This is a genomic window from Brevibacillus gelatini (genome assembly GCF_050920745.1).
In the GTDB taxonomy this organism is placed as follows: domain Bacteria; phylum Bacillota; class Bacilli; order Brevibacillales; family Brevibacillaceae; genus Brevibacillus; species Brevibacillus gelatini.
The window spans coordinates 1,329,140-1,348,549 of the sequence record NZ_CP154342.1 but is presented as its reverse complement, the minus strand read 5'-3'; the positions used below and the strand labels follow the sequence as shown (position 1 = coordinate 1,348,549).

The window sequence follows — 19,410 nt, the reverse complement described above, 5'->3', positions numbered from 1 at the left end:
AAAATGAGTGTAATACAGGAACCCGGCGCTGTCAATTGCCTGGCGTGCACCTGAATGACGGCGACAGCCTGTCCCGTGCAAGCGCAAAAAGTGGCCGCTTCCCCAACGGATGCGAGCCTAACGGCAGCGTCTGTGCGTCAGCTTGTTTTGATCTCGTCCTGTGCTTCCCGCTGCGCCTTGTCTTCTTCTTGCAACTGTCTGCGCAGCACTTTTCCCACCATTGTCTTCGGCAGTTCCGTGCGCACCTCGTACTTGCGCGGAATCTTGTAGGCAGCAAGCTTCTTGCGGCAATGCGCTTCGAGCTCTTCCTCGCTCGCCTGTTTGCCGTCCTTGAAGACGATGAACGCCTTTACCGTCTCGCCGCGGTACGGGTCCGGGACGCCGATGACAGCCGCTTCCTTGATGGCCGGATGCTCGAACAGCACTTCCTCCACCTCGCGCGGATAAATGTTGAAGCCGCCTGCGATTATCATGTCCTTTTTGCGGTCGACGATGTAAAAATAGCCGTTTTCGTCCATGTACCCTATGTCACCCGTCAAAAGCCAGCCGTCCTTCAAGACCGCAGCTGTTTCCTCCGGGCGGTTCCAGTAGCCGAGCATGACCTGCGGCCCTTTGACCGCGAGCTCGCCGACCTCGCCCTGCGGCAGCTCCTCTCCCGTGACGGTGTCGAGGATGCGGCAGTCCGTGTCCGGCCAAGGCATGCCGATGCTGCCGGTGATGCTTTTTCCCCATATCGGGTTCGAATGGGTAACGGGCGATGCTTCCGTCAGGCCGTAGCCTTCGACGAGCTTGCCCCCCGTCAGTTCCTCAAACTTGGTCTTGACCTCGACAGGAAGCGGCGCAGAACCGCTGACACACGCCTCAATCGAAGACAGATCGTGCTTTTTCAGGTCGGGGTGATTAATCAGGGCAATGTACATCGTCGGCGCGCCGGGGAACAAGGTCGGCTTGCGCTTTTCGATCAACTCGAAAATTTGTTTGACCTCGAACTTCGGCACGAGAATGATTTCTGCGGCAATGCAAATGCCTTTGTTCATCACTGTCGTCAGGCCGTAGACGTGAAAGAGCGGAAGCGCGCCCAGTATTCGCTCGCCGCCTCTGCGCAGCTTGTAGAGAATAGCCTGACACTGCATCGCATTGGCGATCAGATTGGCATGCGTCAGCATGACGCCTTTGGCTAACCCCGTCGTGCCGCCCGTGTACTGGAGCAGGGCGATGTCCTTTTCCGGGTCGATTGGCACATGGACAGGATTGGCAGCGCTTTCTTTCATGACGGAAAGAAACGGTTCAACATCTGCGCTGTAGGCAACCTGCCGAGTTTGCCCCTGTTTTTTCTGGACGAACGGGTACAGCCATTTTTTCCACAAGGGAAGAAAATCGCCAACACTTGTTACAAAAATACGTTTGAGTGGTGTGGATGAGCGGATTTTCGCTACGCGTCTGTACAGGAAATCCAGCGTAATGATCGTCTCAGCGCCGGAGTCCTCCAACTGATGAATCAGCTCGCGCTCCGTGTAGAGAGGGTTCGTCATCACGACGATGGCACCTGCAAACAGCGCGCCGTAATAACAGATGACAGCTTGCGGGGTATTCGGCAGCATGATCGCCACACGGTCGCCTTTTTGCACGCCCCGTTTGACCAGTGCGTTGGCAAAGCGGTAAGACAGCTCCAAAAGCTCCCGGTACGAAATCGTCTTGCCCATGAAGTAAATCGCGTTGTTGTCCGGGTACGATGCAGCCGACTGCACGAGAAATTGCGTCAGCGGAATGCGGGGGTAATCCAGTGACGGTGCAGTTTCGGACGGGTAATTGGCAATCCAAGGCTTGGCATTTGACATGGTCATTCCCTCCATCCCTTAAATGGCCTTGCCCCACCCCTATGATCGACATTCATAATCTCTTCCTTATCGCTATTGTATTCGAAAGAACGTTAATTTTCCAATTAAAAACGTTTCTGGATAAGAAAACGTTTACTGACTCCCTCTCAAAAATGAGTCGCCGACCTACAGCATATGGTTTTTTTATGAAATGGAGAGTTTGCACTTGTTTTTGTAAAAATAAAGTGGCTTCGCCTTTTTGAGACGAAGCCTGCCCATTTGTTCGACACAACTCTTTTTCAATGTCTTCCAGCTTGCGTCACTGTTGCAGCTCTTTCAGAATCTGCTGGCGAACCCGCTCCCGTTCTGCTGTCGGCACCAGATGATACCAGCCTACGATGCCGTTGTGCCATATCCGCTCGTCCTGCCCGACCAGCGTATCTGTCTTGATTTTGTTCCGCGTCCCGTCGCCGTAGCTCAACAGCAGCGAGGCGATTTCCAGATCGGTCAAATCGGTTTTGACGTGCTGGCCCAAAATCTCCATCAGCTTGAATGCTCTCGTGTACATGTGCGCCGAGGTGCCCTTTTGCGCCAGGGCGGTCAATATCTCCTGCTGGCGGTTGATCCGCTGGTAGTCGCTGTCTTCTTTGCCCAGGTCGCTTTTGCGGTAGCGCGCGTAATCCAGCGCCTGTTCACCGGACAGCACCTGCAAGCCTGGCATCAGGTCAATGTACGTGTCGTCGCTCGGGTCGCTGTACTTCATCCGCTTTTTGACGTCGATCAGGACGCCGCCCAGTTCGTCGACGATTTGGCGGAAGCCTTCGAAGTCCACAGAGACGTAGCGGTCAATCTTGACATTGAGAAATGTTTCCAGCGTCTCCTTGACCAGCTTCGGTCCGCCAAAAGCCATGGCGTGATTCACCTTGTCATAGCCTTTGCCGGGCAGCTCCATGTAGCTGTCCCGCGGAATCGAGAGGAGGTAGGCGGACTGCTTCGCGGGATGGACGGCGGCGAGCATCAGCGTGTCGGAGCGCGCTTTTTCCCCGTCCCGGCTGTCTACGCCGAGCAGCATGACAACGAACGGCTTCAGTGGCTCGCTTCCCGTCAACAGGTCACGCGGCGGCGGCAAAGCGGCAGCCGCCTGCTGCGCACCGCCCTTTGCCTGGCCGTCGAGAGGCGCGTACCATTTTTCCGTCATCTGCTTGTATTGAAAAACGCTGTAGCCGATCACAGCGAGCGCTCCGGCGAGCAGACAGGAAAACAGGTGAAACGCGATCTGTTTTTTGTATTGCTTCAAAAATGAAAAAAATGCCATGAAAAAAGCCTCCCCCTTTGCAAGCACTGCCGCTGCCTTTTTCTACTGCTTCAAGAGGCAGGGCTTGCTTCCATTTTTAACAGGGGAGACTTGATTTAAACGTGCTTCGTGCATGCAGAAAACGCTATTGCGGCTACGCCCGCTCGACGACCATCGCCATGCCCATGCCGCCGCCCACACACAGTGTTGCCAATCCGCGCTTGAGCTGGCGACGCTTCAGCTCGTGTAGCAAGGTCACGACGATCCGGCAGCCGGTGGAGCCGACGGGGTGGCCGAGTGAGATTCCGCTGCCGTTTACGTTGGTGATCTCGCGCGGCAACTGCAGTAGCTTTTCGACAGCGAGGTATTGGGCGGCGAACGCCTCGTTCACCTCGATCAGCTCCATGTCGGCCAGTGTCATGCCTGCCTTCGCCAACGCCTTTTTCACAGCGGGCACCGGGCCGTAGCCCATCAGGTCCGGTTCTACTCCGGCTGTCGCCCACGAGACGATTCTGCCGAGCGGCTCGATGCCAAGCTCTCTCGCCTTTGCTTCCCGCATGAGCACGACAGCGGAAGCTCCATCGTTCAGTCCGGAAGCGTTGCCCGCCGTCACGGTGCCATTCTCGCGAAAGCCGGGCTTGAGTTTGGCGAGACTCTCCATCGTCACGCCGCGCCTTGGAAACTCGTCTTCCGTGACGACGACCTCTCCGCTGCGTTTTTGGATCGGCACGCCGATGATTTCCTCCGCAAACAGTCCGTTGTCGATTGCCCGGATCGCGTTGTGCTGGCTGCGCATGGCAATTTCGTCCTGTTCCTCGCGGCTGATGTTGTACAGGTCGGCCAGACGCTCAGCTGTTTCGCCCATCAAAATCTGGTGATGCGGGTCCGTCAAAAGCTCCCACATCGCATCGGTCATTTCCCCGTGCATGAGCCTGCGTCCCCATCTGGCGTTTTTCAGCACGTAAGGAGCATTGCTCATGCTTTCTGTGCCGCCTGCGATCACCACTTCGTTTTCGCCGAGCAAAATTTGCGACGCGCCGTTGGCAATCGCCTGCATACCGGACGCGCACTGGCGCTGGACCGTAAAGCCTGTCACTTCTTTGCCCAGCCCTGCGTCAATGGCCGCGACTCTGGCGATGTTCGGTTCATCTGTGCGCTGGATGCAGTTGCCCAAAATCACCTCGTCGATCTGGGAAGCTTCCAGGCCCGCTCTCGCCATGACGCCGCGAATGACTACCTCCGCCAGCTTGCGAGCGCTTACATCTTTCAGAACACCACCAAACGTGCCAATTGGCGTACGTCCGGCAGCAGCAATGACGACATGCTCCATTTGTGTTCCCCTCCACTGTCAAGATTGGTTTTTATGTTCTCACACAGTAGTTGCAAAATGGTTCACAGCCGTATTCTTCATCAGCACCGTCACCCACTCGTCCGATTGACGCTCGGTTTCCTTCTGAAAGCCTGCCTCCTCGAATGCGGCGAGCACGGCCTCCCGATTCCATTCTACGATTCCGGAGAGAATAATTTGCCCGCCCGGTGCAATCCTTTCGCGAATCAGCGGAAGCATGGAGACGTTCTCGTCCCCGCCAATGTTGACCAAAATCAGATCAGCCTGCGGGGGAAGCTGCGCCGCTACCTTTGCGTCGGAAGCGTCGCCGATCACGATGCGCACCGCGTCCTCCGGCAGATCGTTGTTCGCCGCGTTGACCTGCACCTGATACTCGCTCTGCGGGTTGATGTCAACGGCCCAGACCGGATGCTTAGCACCGTTGCGCGCACTGAACAGGGAGAGGATGCCCGAGCCTGCCCCGATGTCGAAAACGACTTTGCCCGCAAGATCCATCTCTTGCAATAGCAAAAGAATGTCTTGTGTCGTTCCGTGATAGCCGGTGCCAAACGCCGCCCCCGGATCAATCCACAGCACATGCTCGGCGTCGCCCAGCAACTGCGGGTCCGTCCAGCTGGGTGCCACCCACCAGTTGCCGACCCGCACCTCGCGAAACTCGTCCTTCCACGAATCGTTTTCTTCGGCTACCTGCTCGACTTCCTTGACACGAACCTGGCCCTCCCAGCGGGAAATGTACGCCTGTAGCCGGGCGACGTGTTCCTCTTCGCTATCCTGCTTTGGCTCAAACAAGTACGCCACGACAGGCCCCTCCGTGTTTTCCGCGTAATCATAGCCGTTTTCCGTCGTCAAAATCTCGATTTGCGGCTCGACCCAGCCGAGCGTGTACGGGCTGCCCAACACTTCCGCCACAAATAAATCTTCTGTCATTTGCTCTACCAACAAGGTGTATTTCAACCACATGCTTTCCATGATGAATCTTGCTCCTTCCAGGTTGCTTCCGCCACATGGCCGTTGACTTGCTCGTTCCCGGCAGCGCCGTGCCGCTCTTGCATCTGCTGTTGGCAAGTTTGCCAGGGAACATGGTATGATAGTAGAATGGACTATTTTACTGCAGGGAGGCTTGCCATGTTTGACGAATTTTTTTACCGTCGCCGGAAAAACAAAGGGATGCTCGTCGTAATGATCGGCTTGATCCTGCTTGGCATCGGCATGTTTGCCATGGGGTTCTTGTATTTGTTCGCGTAATTTTTGCGAGACCGCTTTTTCGAGTGCTTACATTATACCCTATGAAAACCGGCTAGCCCAAGGTCTATCGCGAAAAGCCGGGACGCCAAGTTTTGTGCCGGGTTCGCTTTACTTCCTCTTGTTTACTCGATTATACTTGAGAATGTATTTTTCCTGTACGTTTGATATAGAAAGAAGGTTCACTCCATGTCGCGAATTCTCATCTCCGGGTACTACGGCTTTAACAATGCCGGAGACGATGTGGTCCTGTACGGTATCATCAGCTCTCTTAAGCGGGAACAACCAAATATCTCTCTCGCCGTTCTGTCCAATCAGCCTGAGCGGACTGCGGAATTGTTCGGGATTGAAGCTTATGACCGCTGGAGCTTTGGAACCATCGTCCGTGAGCTTTCGCGCAGCGACATGCTAGTGATGGGCGGCGGAACGCTGATGCAGGACGTGACCAGTCCGCGCAGTGTTCTCTACTATTTGGGCATCGTCACCATCGCCAAGCTTCTCCGCAAGCCTGTGGTCTTTTACGCGCAAGGGTTTGGCCCGATTCTCAAATCACTCAGCCGCCAGGTCATCAAACGCGTAGTGAACCGGGTCGATGTCATTACCGTGCGAGACTATGAATCGGGAGAAGACTTCAAGGCGTGCGGCGTCAAAAAAGCGCCGATCCATGTCACAGCAGACCCTGCCCTGACGATCTCCCCTGACGATATAGCGGATGCGCGCGGAAAAGAACTGCTTCACGGCATGTTCGCCGATCCTGCCAAGCCTTTGGTAGCGATCTCCGTGCGGGACTGGAAGCAGGAGCAGGCGTTCAAGCAATCAATCGCCAAAGCAGCGGACTGGTTTGTCTTGCGCGGCTGGAATGTCCTGTTTCTCCCGATGCACGTTCCCAGTGACTTGGCGCCATCCAAAGAAATCATGGCCCAGATGACCCAGACAGGAGCACGTCTGCTCGATGCGCCCGTCACTTTTCACGACATCATGTCCGTTTTGAAACAGTGCGATTACGTCGTCGGCATGCGTCTGCACTCGCTCATTCTCGCTTGCATGCTGCGCATTCCGTTTATCGGCATTTCGTACGATCCGAAAATCGACCGCTTTGTCGAGCGTGCCGGGATGCCAAACGCAGGCCACATCACAAAGCTGGACGAGACTCGGCTTCTCGCGCTTTTGGCCGAGAAAATCGACAAGCTCGATGTCGAGATTGAGATCGTAACCGAGCATTCCCGCACGCTGGCGGAAGAAGCGGCCAAAAGCAGCGAGCTGGTGCTTCAGGCGCTGCGAAAATAAGGCTTTTCAGGAAAGGAGGACGTACTTGTGTCCTTTTCTTCACAAGTATTGCTTGGACTAAACCGCCTTTTCCCTCTTCCCGTTCATCCGTTCAACCTGGCGAACAACGGGGAGATGAGCTATACCGAATGGCAGTTTCAAAAAGGGGACCAGACGATTCAGTTTTTCCTCCCCTTCCACTCCCAGGAGCAAATGTTCAGCGGCAAAACGGTGCTGGACATCGGCTGTGGCGGGGGCGGCAAAACCTGTTACTACGCCACCTTCGGCCCGAAAAAGATGATCGGGATTGACATCGTTCCGCACTACGCGGAGGAAGGCAATGCCTTTGCCCGGGAAAAGGGGCTCGATGACGTCGTTTCCTTTATGACAGGCGACGCTGCCCGCACGGATTTTCCCGACAACACGTTTGACACGATCATCATGAACGACGCGATGGAGCACGTGGGCGAGCCGGAAAAGACGCTGGAAGAGTGCTTCCGCATCCTAAAGCCCGGCGGACATCTGTACATCAACTTCCCGCCGTACTATCACCCGTATGGTGCGCATTTGTCGGACGCGATCGGCATTCCTTGGGTGCATGCCCTCTTTTCCGAGCAAGCGTTGATCGACGCCTACAAAAAGCTGGTGCGCGATTTGCCGGACGGCTCTGACCGCATCGCGTTCCGCTTCGACAAGCGGCCGGATGGCAGCGAGACGATCTCCTACATCAACCGGATGACGATCAAGCGCTTCCGCAACATTCAAAAAGGCGTGAAGCATCCTGCCGTCTACGAGCGCGAGATTCCGCTGCGCAACCAGCTCAAGTTTTTGGCAACGATGCCTGGCTTCCGCGAGTTTTTCGTCAAAATGGTCGTCTGCGTCTATCAAAAATCCCCTTCCTCCTGATGTGGAGAAAGGGGATTTTCTTATTGCGCCTTCGACGACGCCTGTTTCTTGCGGATCAGGTTGATAACGACGCGAAGCTTGGCCCCGCCAGGCAGCCAGTCCAACTCCTTGTCCTCGATCAGCGGGATCAACAGCAGCAGGCCCAAATAAACGACCAGTCCCACGCCGACACCCGAAACCGTTTCGATGGCGCCAAGCAGGCGAACTTTTTCCTTGCCCGCGAGCAGCAGGCCGACCGTCTCCGTCGCGCCCCAGGCGAGCAGCAGCATCAGATTGGCGACGAGCAGCGGATAAATCGTATCAAAACGCCAGTGGATCGGCACCTGTACGAGCTTGCTGATGACCCGCATGTTGAGCATGCAAACAAACGCAGTCGCGCACAGCCACGACAGGGACAGCCCGTCCATGCCAAACATGGAGGTGAACACGAATGTGGCCGCGATCTTGACAATGACGCCGTACAGCAGATGAAGCGCCGGAATTTTTTCTTTGCCGATCCCTTGCAAAATGCCGTTGGTCGCAAGGAGCAGCGAGAGCGGAATCGCGCTGATGCCCAGAATCGCCATGGCGCGCGTCCCTTCCATGTCGCCGTAGAGCGCGAGGTTCGCTCCTTCTGCTACGGCTGTGAGTCCAAGCCCTGCCGGCAGGCCGATCAACCAGGCGAAACGCAGCGACAGCTTGGTCAAAGTTGTGACGCGTTCCTCGTCTTTTTGCCGTTTCGCTTCTGCAATCGCCGGAACGATCGAGAGCGCAATGGACGAACCGAACAGACTCGCCATTTGCAAAAGCGGGCCACCCCGGCTGTAAATGCCAAACCACGTATCCGCCGTAAGGCCGTCTACATTCCAGATGTAGCGGAAAATATTGATCGCCAGAAACGAATCGGTCAGGCTAAAAATCGGAATCACGAGCGCGCTGACGCAGATCGGCCAGGCGATTTTCCACATGGACCGGAAAAACGCGCGATCATACCACCACTCCAGCCGTCCCCACTCCGCGTTCGTAAACACCGAGTTTTTCCGGTTGTGCAGCCACATGAGCAGCGCGAGGAAGCCGAGGCTGAGCAGCGTACTAATCATCGTCCCGAAGTTGACGCCTGTAATGACCGTGTCGGTGTCCTCTCCCAACCTGACCAGGTAGAGCGACGCAACCAGAATGAACAGCACGCGCAACGTCTGCTCCACGATCTGCGACAGACCGACGTACAGCATTTTTTGATGGCCGTAAAAGAAGCCGCGAAGGACCGCGATCAGCGGCACGAACAGCAAGGACAAAGAAATCGCCCGAATCGGCTCGATCAGATGCGGGTTGCCCATCAGCCTGGCAATCAGCGGCGAGCTTGCGTACAAAATTGCGAACAGCACAATCCCGATCCCGCCCATCATCACCATGCTCCGCGCCAAAATCTGCCCGACAGAGCCTTGCTTGCCCTCAGCGAGTGCCTCGGCAATGACCCGCGACAGCGCGACCGGCACACCTGCCGTCGCCAAAATAAGGAAGGTCAGGTAGAGCGGGTACACCTCCTGATACAGTCCAAGACCGTTGTCCCCGACAATTTCCTGAAGAGGGATGCGGTAAAACATCCCGATTACTTTTGACAAAATTCCCGCGATGGCCAAAATCAGCGCCCCTGCGAGAAAGTGACTTTTTTTCAACATGGGGTAACTCCTTTATGCGTCGCTTAGACTTGGGGACTGGCATGTGCCATAAACCCACCCTCTATCCTACTATCAATTCCTGCTTCCGGCAAACAGGTATATGGATGGAATTCGACTGGAATACTGGTGAAAAACAGATTCCATTGACTTCTTCGAATCGTCTGATGGGAAATGTAGGAGGAATAAGGATGGCCCTAACGGGTTTTTGGATTCGCCAGGTACAGTGGCCCTTGATGGAGGTACTGAAGGAAAACCGCACGCGCCCGTACATGCGGGAGCTGCAAGCCGCCCAGCATTTGTCCAGGGAGGAGTTGGCAAGCCGCCAGCGCGAAAAGCTGCGCAGTCTGCTCGATCACGCTGTCTCGCACGTGCCAGCCTACATGGACTATGCTGACGTCTGGCTCGAGTATCGGGACGCGCCCGAACGCTTTTTGCAAAAGCTGCCGCCCCTCGACAAGACGCGTTTTCGCCGCAATCCCGACGCGTACTTGAGCCGCGGGATTCGCACCGACAAGCTGATCCCAAACCGCACGGGCGGCTCCACCGGAGAGCCGACCCGCTTCTACCTCGACCGCCCGGCTGTCGAACATTATGAGGCAGCCCGCTGGCTGGGCCTCTCCTGGCATGGCATCCGGATCGGCGACCCGTGTGTCATGCTCTGGGGCTCGCCGCTGGAGCTGAACCAGCAACAGGCCAGGAAATACCGCTGGAAGGAGCGCTGGCTGAAAAACCGCTTGCTGCTCTCCGCCTACGAACTGGACGAACGCCGTCTGGACACGCAGTTGCAGCGCATCAGACGGTTCCGCCCCGCCTATTTGTACGGCTACGCCTCGGCTCTGTACACACTCGCGCAAATGATACTGCGCAGAAGGATCACGCTCGGCATCCCGCTCAAAGCGGTCGTCTCCACGGCGGAAAGCTTGCACGAGTATCAGCGCCAGGCGATTGCAGCCGCCTTTGAAGCGCCCGTCGTCAACGAGTACGGCGCACGCGACGGCGGGATTATCGCCTACCAATGCCCGGCCGGAAACATGCATGCCTTTTCCGAGAACAGCTATTTGGAAGTAGTCGATCCGCTCACGCACATTCCCGTGTTTCCCGGTGTTCCCGGCGCCTTGCTCGTCACGGATTTGCACAACAAAGCGATGCCGCGTCTGCGCTATCAGTTGGGTGACATCGTCGCGCTGTCTGCAAAAACGTGCCCATGCGGCATTTCGTTTCCACTGCTAGAAACAATCGACGGCAGGGAGGACGACATGTTCCTCTCCCAGCACGGCCATTTCGTACACGGCCACTACTTCAACCACATCGTCCGCAATCTGGAGAGCTTTCGCACCTTCCAGATCGTCCAGCACGAGCCGCAGCGGCTCAGCCTTAGACTCGTGAAGGAGCCGGATCGCTTTTTGCCAGCCGATGAAGCGACGCTTTTGGCAGGAATCCGCTCCGCGCTTGGCGAGGTGAGCGTGCAGGTGTCATACGTCGACCACATCCCGCCTACCAGCTCGGGAAAAACTCGCTACGCGATCCGCGAATGTCCGCTTACGAGCGTCCAGCCGCCGGAGTAGAGCGCTTCCTGACTTTTTGCAACAGCTCGGAGACGAGCGGCTCGCGCAAAAGCGCCATCACCGCTACATAGATCAGGGCTCCGCCCGCAATACAAATTGGCAAATACAGCCAGAGGGACAGAAGCGACAGCCACGGGTCGACGAGCACAATCACCGCGCCCATGATTGCGCAGGCCAAAAGCGTCTTCCCTGCCGTTTTGAGAAAGCTCGCCCGGACAGGGCTGCCAACCGCCCTCCAAAGCAGAATGAACAGCAAGAGCGCCTGGAAAATGGCGGATACTGCATTCGCGAGTGCGATGCCGCCGTGCCCCAAGAGCGGGATCAACAGCCAGTTGGCCAGCACGTACACGCCAATGCCGACTGCCCCGATGATAACGGGCGTCTTGGTGTTTTCCAGCGCGTAAAAAGCGCGGGTAAGCAAATCGCGCGCTGCCAAAAAGTACAGCCCCAGGCCGTAAAACGGCAACGCCCAGGCCGTCAAGGCAACCGAGTGTTCATCGAAGGCGCCTCGTTCAAAGGCGAGCCGCACGACTGGCTCCGCATACAGGGCAAGTCCAACCGTGACGGGGACGAGCAGAATGAACAAATAAGCAAGTCCCTTTTGCAAAATTTGCTTCATCTCAGCCATCTCTCCCCGTTTCACGTGGCTGGCCAACAGCGGAAACAGCGGCAGCGTAAACGCTCCGACGAAAATCGCCATGGGCATTTGCACGATCTGGTTCGCGTTGGCAAGCGCCGAGACGACTCCGGTTCCAACCCCTTCTGCAAAGCCTCTTTCCATAAAGGTCGTCGCTTGTGCCACGACAGCACCGATCAAGATCGGAATGACGCGCTCGCCCATTCCTTTTAAGGAAGCGTCGTCACGCCAGGCAAACGACAGGCGGTGCCGATAGCCGAAGCCGCGCAAGGTCGGCAGCATTACAAGCATCGCCGCCAGATAGCCGATGCTCGTCGCAATCGCCAGACCCACTGCTCCGTACAGCGGCACGAGCACGTACATGCCGACAATCACGAGCGCTCCGTTTGCGACCGTCCCCAATGTCGGGGTAAAAAAATGCTGGTGCGCATTGCACAGACTCGACCACAAGCCAGTCAGCCCGATGAACACGGCAGAAGGCCACATCCATTGCAGCATCTCGGCGGTCAGTGCCAGCTTTTCCCCGGACAGGCCGAACATCGCGGCAAGCTGGTGGGAAAAGACAATGCCCAGCACAGACAGCAGTGCGAATATTCCCAGAATGATCGCCAGCATTTTGTGATAAAGCTCAACAGTCGGTTCCCTTTTTTCGATCAACCCGCGCATGGTCGGGATCAGCACCGCGTTGATCGCGCCGGGCACGACCAGAAACAGCGTCAGCGGAATCGTCGCAGCGATGTTGAACGCATCCGCCTCCATCCCTGTGCCGTACAGGCTGGACACGTACACACTGCGAAAAAAGCCCAGCAATCTTCCCACGAGAGTCAGCACGACAATCATGGAAGCAACCCTCAACAAACTCATGACCCAATTCTCCTATTCTCTCGTTCAAAACTATGGTGTCCGTCGCATCGACAGCAATCGGGCACAGCCTGTTCCGTCTCAAACACACCTGTTATCATATCTTATTTCCCGCGTTCCTACCAACCTCTTTCCGCCCCAACTTGCTTGCAGGTTGCCGGATTCATTATAATGGGTAGGTTAATCCCTGCCTGTAGGAGGACTACAAACAAAATGAGAGAAACCGTGTTGAAGTGGGGAAGCCAATCAACCACGTGGTTGTATCTGCTGTTGGCCTATCCGGTAATCGACTATGTGTTGCGAAAGATTCTACCGATTCCCGTCGTTTCGTCTTTTTGGGATGAAGCGTTGCTCATCATCCTGATGGCGTTTACGTTCGGTGCCTTTTTGCAAACGAACCGGACCATGCCTGGAATCAAGCATTTGCTCAGTGCGTTTTTCGTCCTCGGACTTGCCCTGATGGTTACGGACATGGCCAACTGGGAGGCGAGCGTGGAAGGCTTCCGTTCCGTCTACCAGTACATCATCGCTTTTTTGATGGGCTTTTATTTGCTGAAGTCCGTTGATGATCTGGACAAGTTTCTGAAAGGACTCACCCTGATCGGCTTTTTTGCGGCGGTCGTCGGGGTGCTGCAAGTCGTAATCGGAGTCAAAACCCCCGAATCGTGGGTGCAGGAAGGCGAAGCGATCACGACACGCGCCTTTTCGTTCGTCACCAGCCCGAACGTGCTCGGAAGCTACATGGCCTTGATCGCGCCAGTGGCCGCCGGACTGTTCATGAAAGCGACCAGCCGCAAGGAAAAATGGGTGTGGGTACTCGTCACCCTGACGACTTTGCTCGCCCTGCTTTTGACCGGATCTCGCGGAGCCTGGTTTGCGCTCGCTTTCGCACTGTTTATCTGCTTCTACATATGGAACAAGCGGATCGCGGGGTATTTGGTGCTCGCGGGCATCATTGGGCTTGTAGCCCTGTTCTTCGTACCGGAATCAGTTCCGATGGTAGGTACGGTGAAAAACCGCATTTTCACCCTGTTTACCCCTGAATACTTCGAGTCGAGCAGCCAGGGCGGACGTGTAGGCCGCTGGGGCGAGGCGTATGACAAAATGCGCATCGAGCCGCTGTTTGGCGTCGGGCTCGGTCATCACGGGGGAGCCGTAGCGTCGAGACATTTCGGCACGATCTACTCGGACAGCTACTTCTTCAAAAGTCTCGCCGAGTACGGCCTGATCGGGATTATCCTGCTGATTTCCCTGGTCGTCTCCATGCTCAAATACGGAGCGGGGCTTGTTTCCAAACTGCAAGGCTCGCCGCACTTTTTCTCGGTGCTCGGACTGTTTGGCGGGTTGATTGCCGTTGCGACGCACAACCTCGTGGAAAATATTTTCGAGGTGCCGTTCATGGCCCTCTATTTCTGGCTGTTTGGCGGCTTCCTCTGCGCTTTGTACGTCGACCAAACACAAGATAAAAGGTGGTGAACCCATGCGCCGCAATCCTGTTTTCTCTACGATAAGCTGGGCGCTGTACGCCATTGCCCTGTTTTTGATCTACCATTTGCTCGTCAAGCCCGCGTTTCTTGACCTGACGTGGATAGCTTTGCTGATTTTCCTGCCGTTGCTCGCGTTTTGCTACTACGTGATTCATCCGTCCGAGCGGCGTCAGGTGGCCGTGTTTACCATCGGATTTTTGCTGCTGGATCGCGCCCTGACCCGCGTGGACGTGAAAACGACAGCGGCTCTTCTGATCGGTGGCGCTGTTGCCATCATTGTCGTTGCCCTGCTCGCCAAATGGTATGGCCGCCTGAACTGGCGTGCTGTCGGCTCGCTCGTGCTGATTGCCGTGCTGGCCAATGTCACATTCAACCGCTATACATTGACGGCTTTGAGCCATTTCACCGTGCAGTATGAGTCCGGCCGTCTGTACAACGGCGACTGGGTAAACTACTTCCCGATGACGCTGTACGACGTCGATGGCGACGGCAAGATGGAAATCGTCACCTACGGCAATGCCGAGGAACTGCCGTTGCCCGAAAAGACAGAAAAACCGGAAACAGAGGAAGAGAAAAAAGCGCTGGCAGAAAAGCTGCGTCATTTGCAGGCTGAGCCTCTTTCCCTCTATGTATTGACCTGGAAGGACGGCCAAATGGTCCGGATGCCAAACGAGCAAATTCCGGCCGAAGCCATGACACGGATCAAGGAAAAGCTGCCGACCGACTATCCGGGCTTCCCGTATTACACCATGAAGGACGGACAGCTCGTGCCAAACGTGCAGCGACAAGCGTATTCAGAAGCGATGATGCAGGCAGGTACGACGGCTCACCGCGCCTTTGTGCTCGATCTGAACAACATCGCCAACATGCTGGAACAAAATCAGGGCAGCATGGATGTGCGCCAGGAGCTAGGCAGCAAATACAAAAACTTGCACATCACAAACGGCATGCTGACGGGTACGTATGACGGCAAACCGTTCGGCGGCGCGACGAAAGCAACCAAGCTGCTTTCGACGATGATGCTGCCGGATGGCCGCGAAGGTCTGATTGTCATCGGCGAGCATTTGAGTGTGCTGGCTGTCGAACCAGACGGCACGCTGACAGAAGCGTACCAATTGACTCGCAAGCAGGCTGAGCTTGCCACAGGCGAGTTCATCCCTGCCGACATCGATCATGACAAAACAGACGAACTGCTCGTAGCAGGCCGCCCTTCGTACATCTTGAAGCCAAAGCCAGACGGCACCTGGGACATTCTCTGGGCGAGCAATGCTTCCGACAAAAGCTTCCGCTTCACCAGCTTCGCAGCAGTTGGCAGCGACCAGACACCGGAGATCGTCGCCAAGGCGAGAAGCTGGGTCAGCACAACAGACGCGCCTTACCTGTCCGGCTTCGACTACACGCCGGAAGGTTTGAAGCAAAACTGGCGCATTTACTTGCCGCTCATTAACGTCCAGATTGGAGACATCGACGGCGACAAGGAAAACGAAATCGTCGCCTCCATGGAAAATTCGCACCGCATTCTCGTGTTCAAACAGCACAGCATCCCTGTTTTCTGGCTGACCATCGTTCTGTTTGCGGGACTGCTCGTTTACGGAGTCGTAAGGAGGGTTCGCCATGCGTAAACTGACAAAGGCATGGGCACTGCTCGCTGCCGTCTGCACAGCCTCCCTGCTCGGCGGCTGCACGTATGAGTCCGGCACGAAGGCATTTGCCACCACCAACTTTGATACGCAGCCCGCGCCGCCGACTACGGCCCAAACCGAATCGGCTGCCGATTGGCTGAAAACCGCTCTGGAAAAAGGAAAAACGGCAGAAGAAGCACAGGCATTCTGGTACAGAGGCCACGTGCTTAACCGCATCCTCGCCCGGACGACGACCAGCATGTTCGACGGAGCCGTCCTCACTGACAAAGGGTACAACGTCGGCACACGCATCGCCGCACAGCCTTATACGTACTACCGCATCGGCGACAAGCGCTACATCCGTTCGAATGATTACTGGGTGACAGCCCCGGACGAGCCGCTCGAATTTGACGTGCTGAAAGGCTTCGAGGACTGGCTGCCGTTCATGGACCGGGCCGTGCAATTGCCGGATGAAAAAGTGATCGGCGTCGTCTGCGTGCCTTTCCAGGTGAAGATGACCGGCGCAGAATGGCTGAAAGACAGCCAAAGTCCACTGTTTGAACCTTTGAAAAAGCTGGTCGGCGACCGCCCCGACCTCGAATATATTTTGAAAGAATCGACGATCAAGGCGACGTTTTGGTACGGCAAGGAAGATCGCCTGATCCACCAGTACGAAACATGGATCATCTTGCCGCTGCCGGAAGCCGGGACGATGGACCAGCAGGTGAAGTTCAACCTGTACAAGTACGGCGACACAGGCGGCATCAACATCAAAGAGCCGGAAGAAGTGGAAAAATATTTGCTGTACTAGAGGCTGGTTTCGCTACAGCCGCTGGCCATAAAAATGAGCCTGCTGCGAGTAATATCGCGGTAGGCTCTGTTATTTTCTGCGCTTCGTCAAAGTATCGCTCTCTTATTTCTTACAGCCCAAGACCGCCTGCTGCTTTGCCGGGTCTTGCCAGGATCAGGCAGTAGACGAAAGCGGCTGCGGAGCATATCCCCATCGCCCAGTAGAGCGCCGCCCCTCCGCCTTGCTGGAACAGCCAGCCGCCGACGAGCGAACCAATAATGCCGGAAATGCCGAAAAACAACACAGCCAGCACTGTTTGCCCTGTCGCCTGCCACTCTTCCGGGATGATTTTGTACAAATACTGAATGGTTGCTGTGTAAAACAGGACGAACGTGATGCCTTGCGTCAATTGCAGATAGACAACCCACTCCGCCGAAGGAGCGATTGCACAAAGCACATAGCGGATTGCATACAGCGCCGAAGCGAGCATAATCAGCCTGAGTTCGCTCCAGCGGGCGAGCAGCTTGGCACTGACTGCGAAAAACGCAACCTCGCTCACCGCTGCCAAAAACCACGCTTGCCCGACATCTCCCGTCGTGCCGCCCAGACTCTGCACATAGACGCCGAGAAAGCTGTCGTTCGTCCGGTGCGGAGTCGCCGCAATCAGTACGAGCAAAAAGAAACGCTGCGTTTTCGGATAGAGGATAAACTGCTTCAGTTCCCGCCAGGACAACGACTTGCTACTGGCAGGCGCGTCCTTCATCACGAGCGCGCACGCGTAGGCAAACACGCCGTAACCGACAAACAGCCAGACGAGCTGCCCCATCCCCAGCCGATCAAGCGTCCAGCCGATGAACAGCGACGCCGTCGCGTAGCCGACTGCGCCAAACGTGCGGATCGAGCCGAAGCTTGTGCTGTGCAGCTCGGCAATCCGGTAGTTGAGACTCTCGGTCAACGGGTCAGTCGGCAACAGGAAAAAATACATGGCGCCGACCAGAAGAAACAGCACGAGCAACGACGTCGAGGTAAACAGCAGGATGCCTGCTGCGATGGACAAGCCCAAGGTCAACAGGATGATTCGCTTGAGCGTCTTGTAGCGGTCGCTCACCATCCCCCAAAACGGCTGGGACAAAATGCCGATAAACGAGCCTGCGCCGATCAGCACACCGATTTGCGCAGGCGTGACACCGCGATAGGTCAAATAGACGGGCAAAAACGAAATAAAAATGGACAGCAAGGAAAAATAAAAGAAATTGTACGCCCGCAAGCTCAGTATGGCCGTATTCACGTTCCACCCCATCTTTTTGCTAAGAATAAAAGATAGCCTCGCAGCTTTTTTCGCTTCGAGGCTTTGGTACACTTTTTTTAGCGGCTTACCAGCTCGTTCATCAGTTCGGCAAGCTGTCTCGCCTGCTCGCGGCGCTCGTATGGCTTCACGCGCTCCGCAAAATCGGCCCCGCGCGTCTCGCCGCTGCCCGCCTTCCCGCTGCTCTCTTTCCATTCGCGATACAGCTGCAAGTACGCCTGCTTGATCGCATCCTTATTTTCCGGATCAGCCACCTGGCCCAGCCGGAAGTTTTCGATAATCTCTGTCGCTTCCCCGGCTTTGTTCAGGGCGAGAATCGGGTTGCCGATCCCCATGTATTCGTACAGCTTGCCTGGAATGTACGCCCCCGCGTCAGCGGACACGTCCCCGATGAGCAACAGGGCATCGGCTGCTTTCATCAAGCCGAGCGCTTCCTTGTGCGGCAGGTTGCCCAATACGCGAACGATGTCCGCAAGCCCCAGCGCTTCCACGCAGTCCCGGTTTTCCGAATAGCCGGGATAGTCAAACACACCTGCGAAACTGAGCAGCACGTCTTGCCTGTCCACCTGCCCCTCGTCGATCAGCTCGCGGATTGCTCGCAGCAACAGCCGCGGATTGCGCTTTTGATACAAAATGCCCGCGTAGACTGCATGGAATTTTCCCGGCGCCGCATGACTCGGCACAAGCTGCTGAAAGTCAGCCTGGTCGAAGCCGTTGTAAATCAGCTCCAGCCGCTTGATCCGCTCCTGATGCTTTTCGCGGAAGTTTTTCGCAAACGTGGCGGTGACGGTCGTAATCGCATCGGCTTTGGCCATCACCCGCGCTTCCATCCGCTCTTCCAGCCGTTCGCGCCAGGCAATGCCTGAGGTGTGCATGTTTTGCGTCCACGGATCGCGGAAATCCGCCACCCATTTGCAGCCGAACTCGTCTGCGAGCTTTTCGGCAATCAAATGGTTGGTAACAGGTCCCGAGGTGGAAAAAATCACGTCGATCTTTTCCTGGCGCATGATTTCCCGCCCGAGCTTGAGCGCATTGGGCAACCACAGGATTTGGTCGTCCGGAATCAACAAGTACGGCTTGACCTTTTTCAAGACGTTCACGACCTGCTTTTTCACCCGCTGCTTCCACGAGACACGCGGGGCTGCGCTCGCTTGAGCTGTCGAGCCTGTGCCAGAAGCTGCGGCTTGTCCTCTCCCCGGCAGCAGTTGCCACTCTTTTGCCCGATGAATCTTCACCTCGCCTGGAAGCTGCGCCAGAAGCGAAGGATCGAGCGTGGCGTGGTAGGTCGGATCGACAGTCAGCACGTGGACGTTCCAACCGAACTCCCCCAAATATTTGGCCATTTTCAACGGTCGGGGAACACCGCCGCCGCCGATGGGCGGAAATATGTAGCATATGATTAACACGTTGTGCGCTTTCATCTTGTTACCGTCCTTCTCGTTTTAACGTTTTCCATTCTACACGATACCACAAGTGCTGTCTTATTGCGAATCTATCGGCCATCTGCTATAGTGAGAATGGCTTTGTTTACGCATGGAAGGCTTGCAGCACTCACCATGCTGCGGCATCCTTTTTTTCTTTTTGAAATACAATCGCTCCTCCATGAACAAG

At 56.1% G+C, this 19,410-nt stretch carries 14 protein-coding genes; 6 read left to right on the top strand and 8 right to left on the bottom strand.

Annotated elements, in window-relative coordinates:
- Positions 1 to 137 precede the first annotated feature (137 nt).
- The 4 genes from AAFJ72_RS06765 to AAFJ72_RS06750 form a co-directional block, all read right to left on the bottom strand.
- Positions 138 to 1,838, bottom strand: coding sequence for a long-chain-fatty-acid--CoA ligase (locus tag AAFJ72_RS06765; protein ID WP_122904966.1), 1,701 nt, complete (start codon positions 1,836 to 1,838; stop codon positions 138 to 140).
- A 298-nt stretch (positions 1,839 to 2,136) separates the two neighbouring features.
- Positions 2,137 to 3,132, bottom strand: a complete 996-nt coding sequence (locus tag AAFJ72_RS06760; protein ID WP_432776534.1) for an LCP family protein — start codon at positions 3,130 to 3,132, stop codon at positions 2,137 to 2,139.
- Between the two features lie 133 nt (positions 3,133 to 3,265).
- Complete coding sequence (locus AAFJ72_RS06755; protein ID WP_432776533.1) at positions 3,266 to 4,441, bottom strand: thiolase family protein; 1,176 nt, start codon at positions 4,439 to 4,441, stop codon at positions 3,266 to 3,268.
- Between the two features lie 39 nt (positions 4,442 to 4,480).
- Complete coding sequence (locus tag AAFJ72_RS06750) at positions 4,481 to 5,428, bottom strand: 50S ribosomal protein L11 methyltransferase (protein ID WP_432776532.1); 948 nt, start codon at positions 5,426 to 5,428, stop codon at positions 4,481 to 4,483.
- Between the two features lie 462 nt (positions 5,429 to 5,890).
- Here AAFJ72_RS06750 and csaB point away from each other — a divergent pair, with 462 nt between their 5' ends.
- Both csaB and AAFJ72_RS06740 read left to right on the top strand, forming a co-directional pair.
- On the top strand, positions 5,891 to 6,988 hold the full coding sequence (gene csaB, locus AAFJ72_RS06745) for a polysaccharide pyruvyl transferase CsaB (RefSeq protein ID WP_432776531.1): 1,098 nt from the start codon (positions 5,891 to 5,893) through the stop codon (positions 6,986 to 6,988).
- Positions 6,989 to 7,015: 27 nt separating this feature from the next.
- A complete protein-coding gene (locus tag AAFJ72_RS06740) occupies positions 7,016 to 7,873 on the top strand; it encodes a class I SAM-dependent methyltransferase (RefSeq protein WP_432776530.1) in 858 nt (285 codons plus the stop codon).
- A 20-nt stretch (positions 7,874 to 7,893) separates the two neighbouring features.
- Here AAFJ72_RS06740 and AAFJ72_RS06735 read toward each other — a convergent pair whose 3' ends face one another.
- A complete protein-coding gene (locus tag AAFJ72_RS06735; protein WP_122904960.1) occupies positions 7,894 to 9,531 on the bottom strand; it encodes a polysaccharide biosynthesis protein in 1,638 nt (545 codons plus the stop codon).
- 188 nt (positions 9,532 to 9,719) lie between these two features.
- Between AAFJ72_RS06735 and AAFJ72_RS06730 the strand changes: the two genes are divergently transcribed.
- Complete coding sequence (locus AAFJ72_RS06730; RefSeq protein WP_432776529.1) at positions 9,720 to 11,096, top strand: phenylacetate--CoA ligase family protein; 1,377 nt, start codon at positions 9,720 to 9,722, stop codon at positions 11,094 to 11,096.
- On the opposite strand, the gene murJ is transcribed toward AAFJ72_RS06730, so the two are convergent.
- Positions 11,071 to 12,597 carry a murein biosynthesis integral membrane protein MurJ gene (gene murJ, locus AAFJ72_RS06725; RefSeq protein ID WP_432776528.1) on the bottom strand — a complete coding sequence of 509 codons (1,527 nt, stop codon included), beginning with the start codon at positions 12,595 to 12,597 and terminating at the stop codon, positions 11,071 to 11,073. The genes AAFJ72_RS06730 and murJ overlap by 26 nt on opposite strands.
- A gap of 210 nt (positions 12,598 to 12,807) precedes the next feature.
- On the opposite strand from murJ, the gene AAFJ72_RS06720 reads away from it, so the two are divergent.
- Genes AAFJ72_RS06720 through AAFJ72_RS06710 form a run of 3 tightly spaced genes read left to right on the top strand, consistent with a single transcriptional unit; the run spans position 12,808 to position 16,514 of the window.
- On the top strand, positions 12,808 to 14,070 hold the full coding sequence (locus AAFJ72_RS06720; protein WP_432776527.1) for an O-antigen ligase family protein: 1,263 nt from the start codon (positions 12,808 to 12,810) through the stop codon (positions 14,068 to 14,070).
- Between the two features lie 4 nt (positions 14,071 to 14,074).
- Positions 14,075 to 15,703 carry a hypothetical protein gene (locus AAFJ72_RS06715; RefSeq protein WP_432776526.1) on the top strand — a complete coding sequence of 543 codons (1,629 nt, stop codon included), beginning with the start codon at positions 14,075 to 14,077 and terminating at the stop codon, positions 15,701 to 15,703.
- Complete coding sequence (locus tag AAFJ72_RS06710; protein ID WP_432776525.1) at positions 15,696 to 16,514, top strand: hypothetical protein; 819 nt, start codon at positions 15,696 to 15,698, stop codon at positions 16,512 to 16,514. Before AAFJ72_RS06715 ends, AAFJ72_RS06710 begins: the two co-directional genes overlap by 8 nt.
- Positions 16,515 to 16,623: 109 nt before the next feature.
- Here AAFJ72_RS06710 and AAFJ72_RS06705 read toward each other — a convergent pair whose 3' ends face one another.
- Positions 16,624 to 17,853: an MFS transporter gene (locus AAFJ72_RS06705; RefSeq protein WP_432777156.1), complete on the bottom strand. Its 1,230-nt coding sequence runs from the start codon at positions 17,851 to 17,853 to the stop codon at positions 16,624 to 16,626.
- A 5-nt stretch (positions 17,854 to 17,858) separates the two neighbouring features.
- Complete coding sequence (locus tag AAFJ72_RS06700) at positions 17,859 to 19,220, bottom strand: glycosyltransferase family 4 protein (RefSeq protein ID WP_432776524.1); 1,362 nt, start codon at positions 19,218 to 19,220, stop codon at positions 17,859 to 17,861.
- Positions 19,221 to 19,410 lie beyond the last annotated feature (190 nt).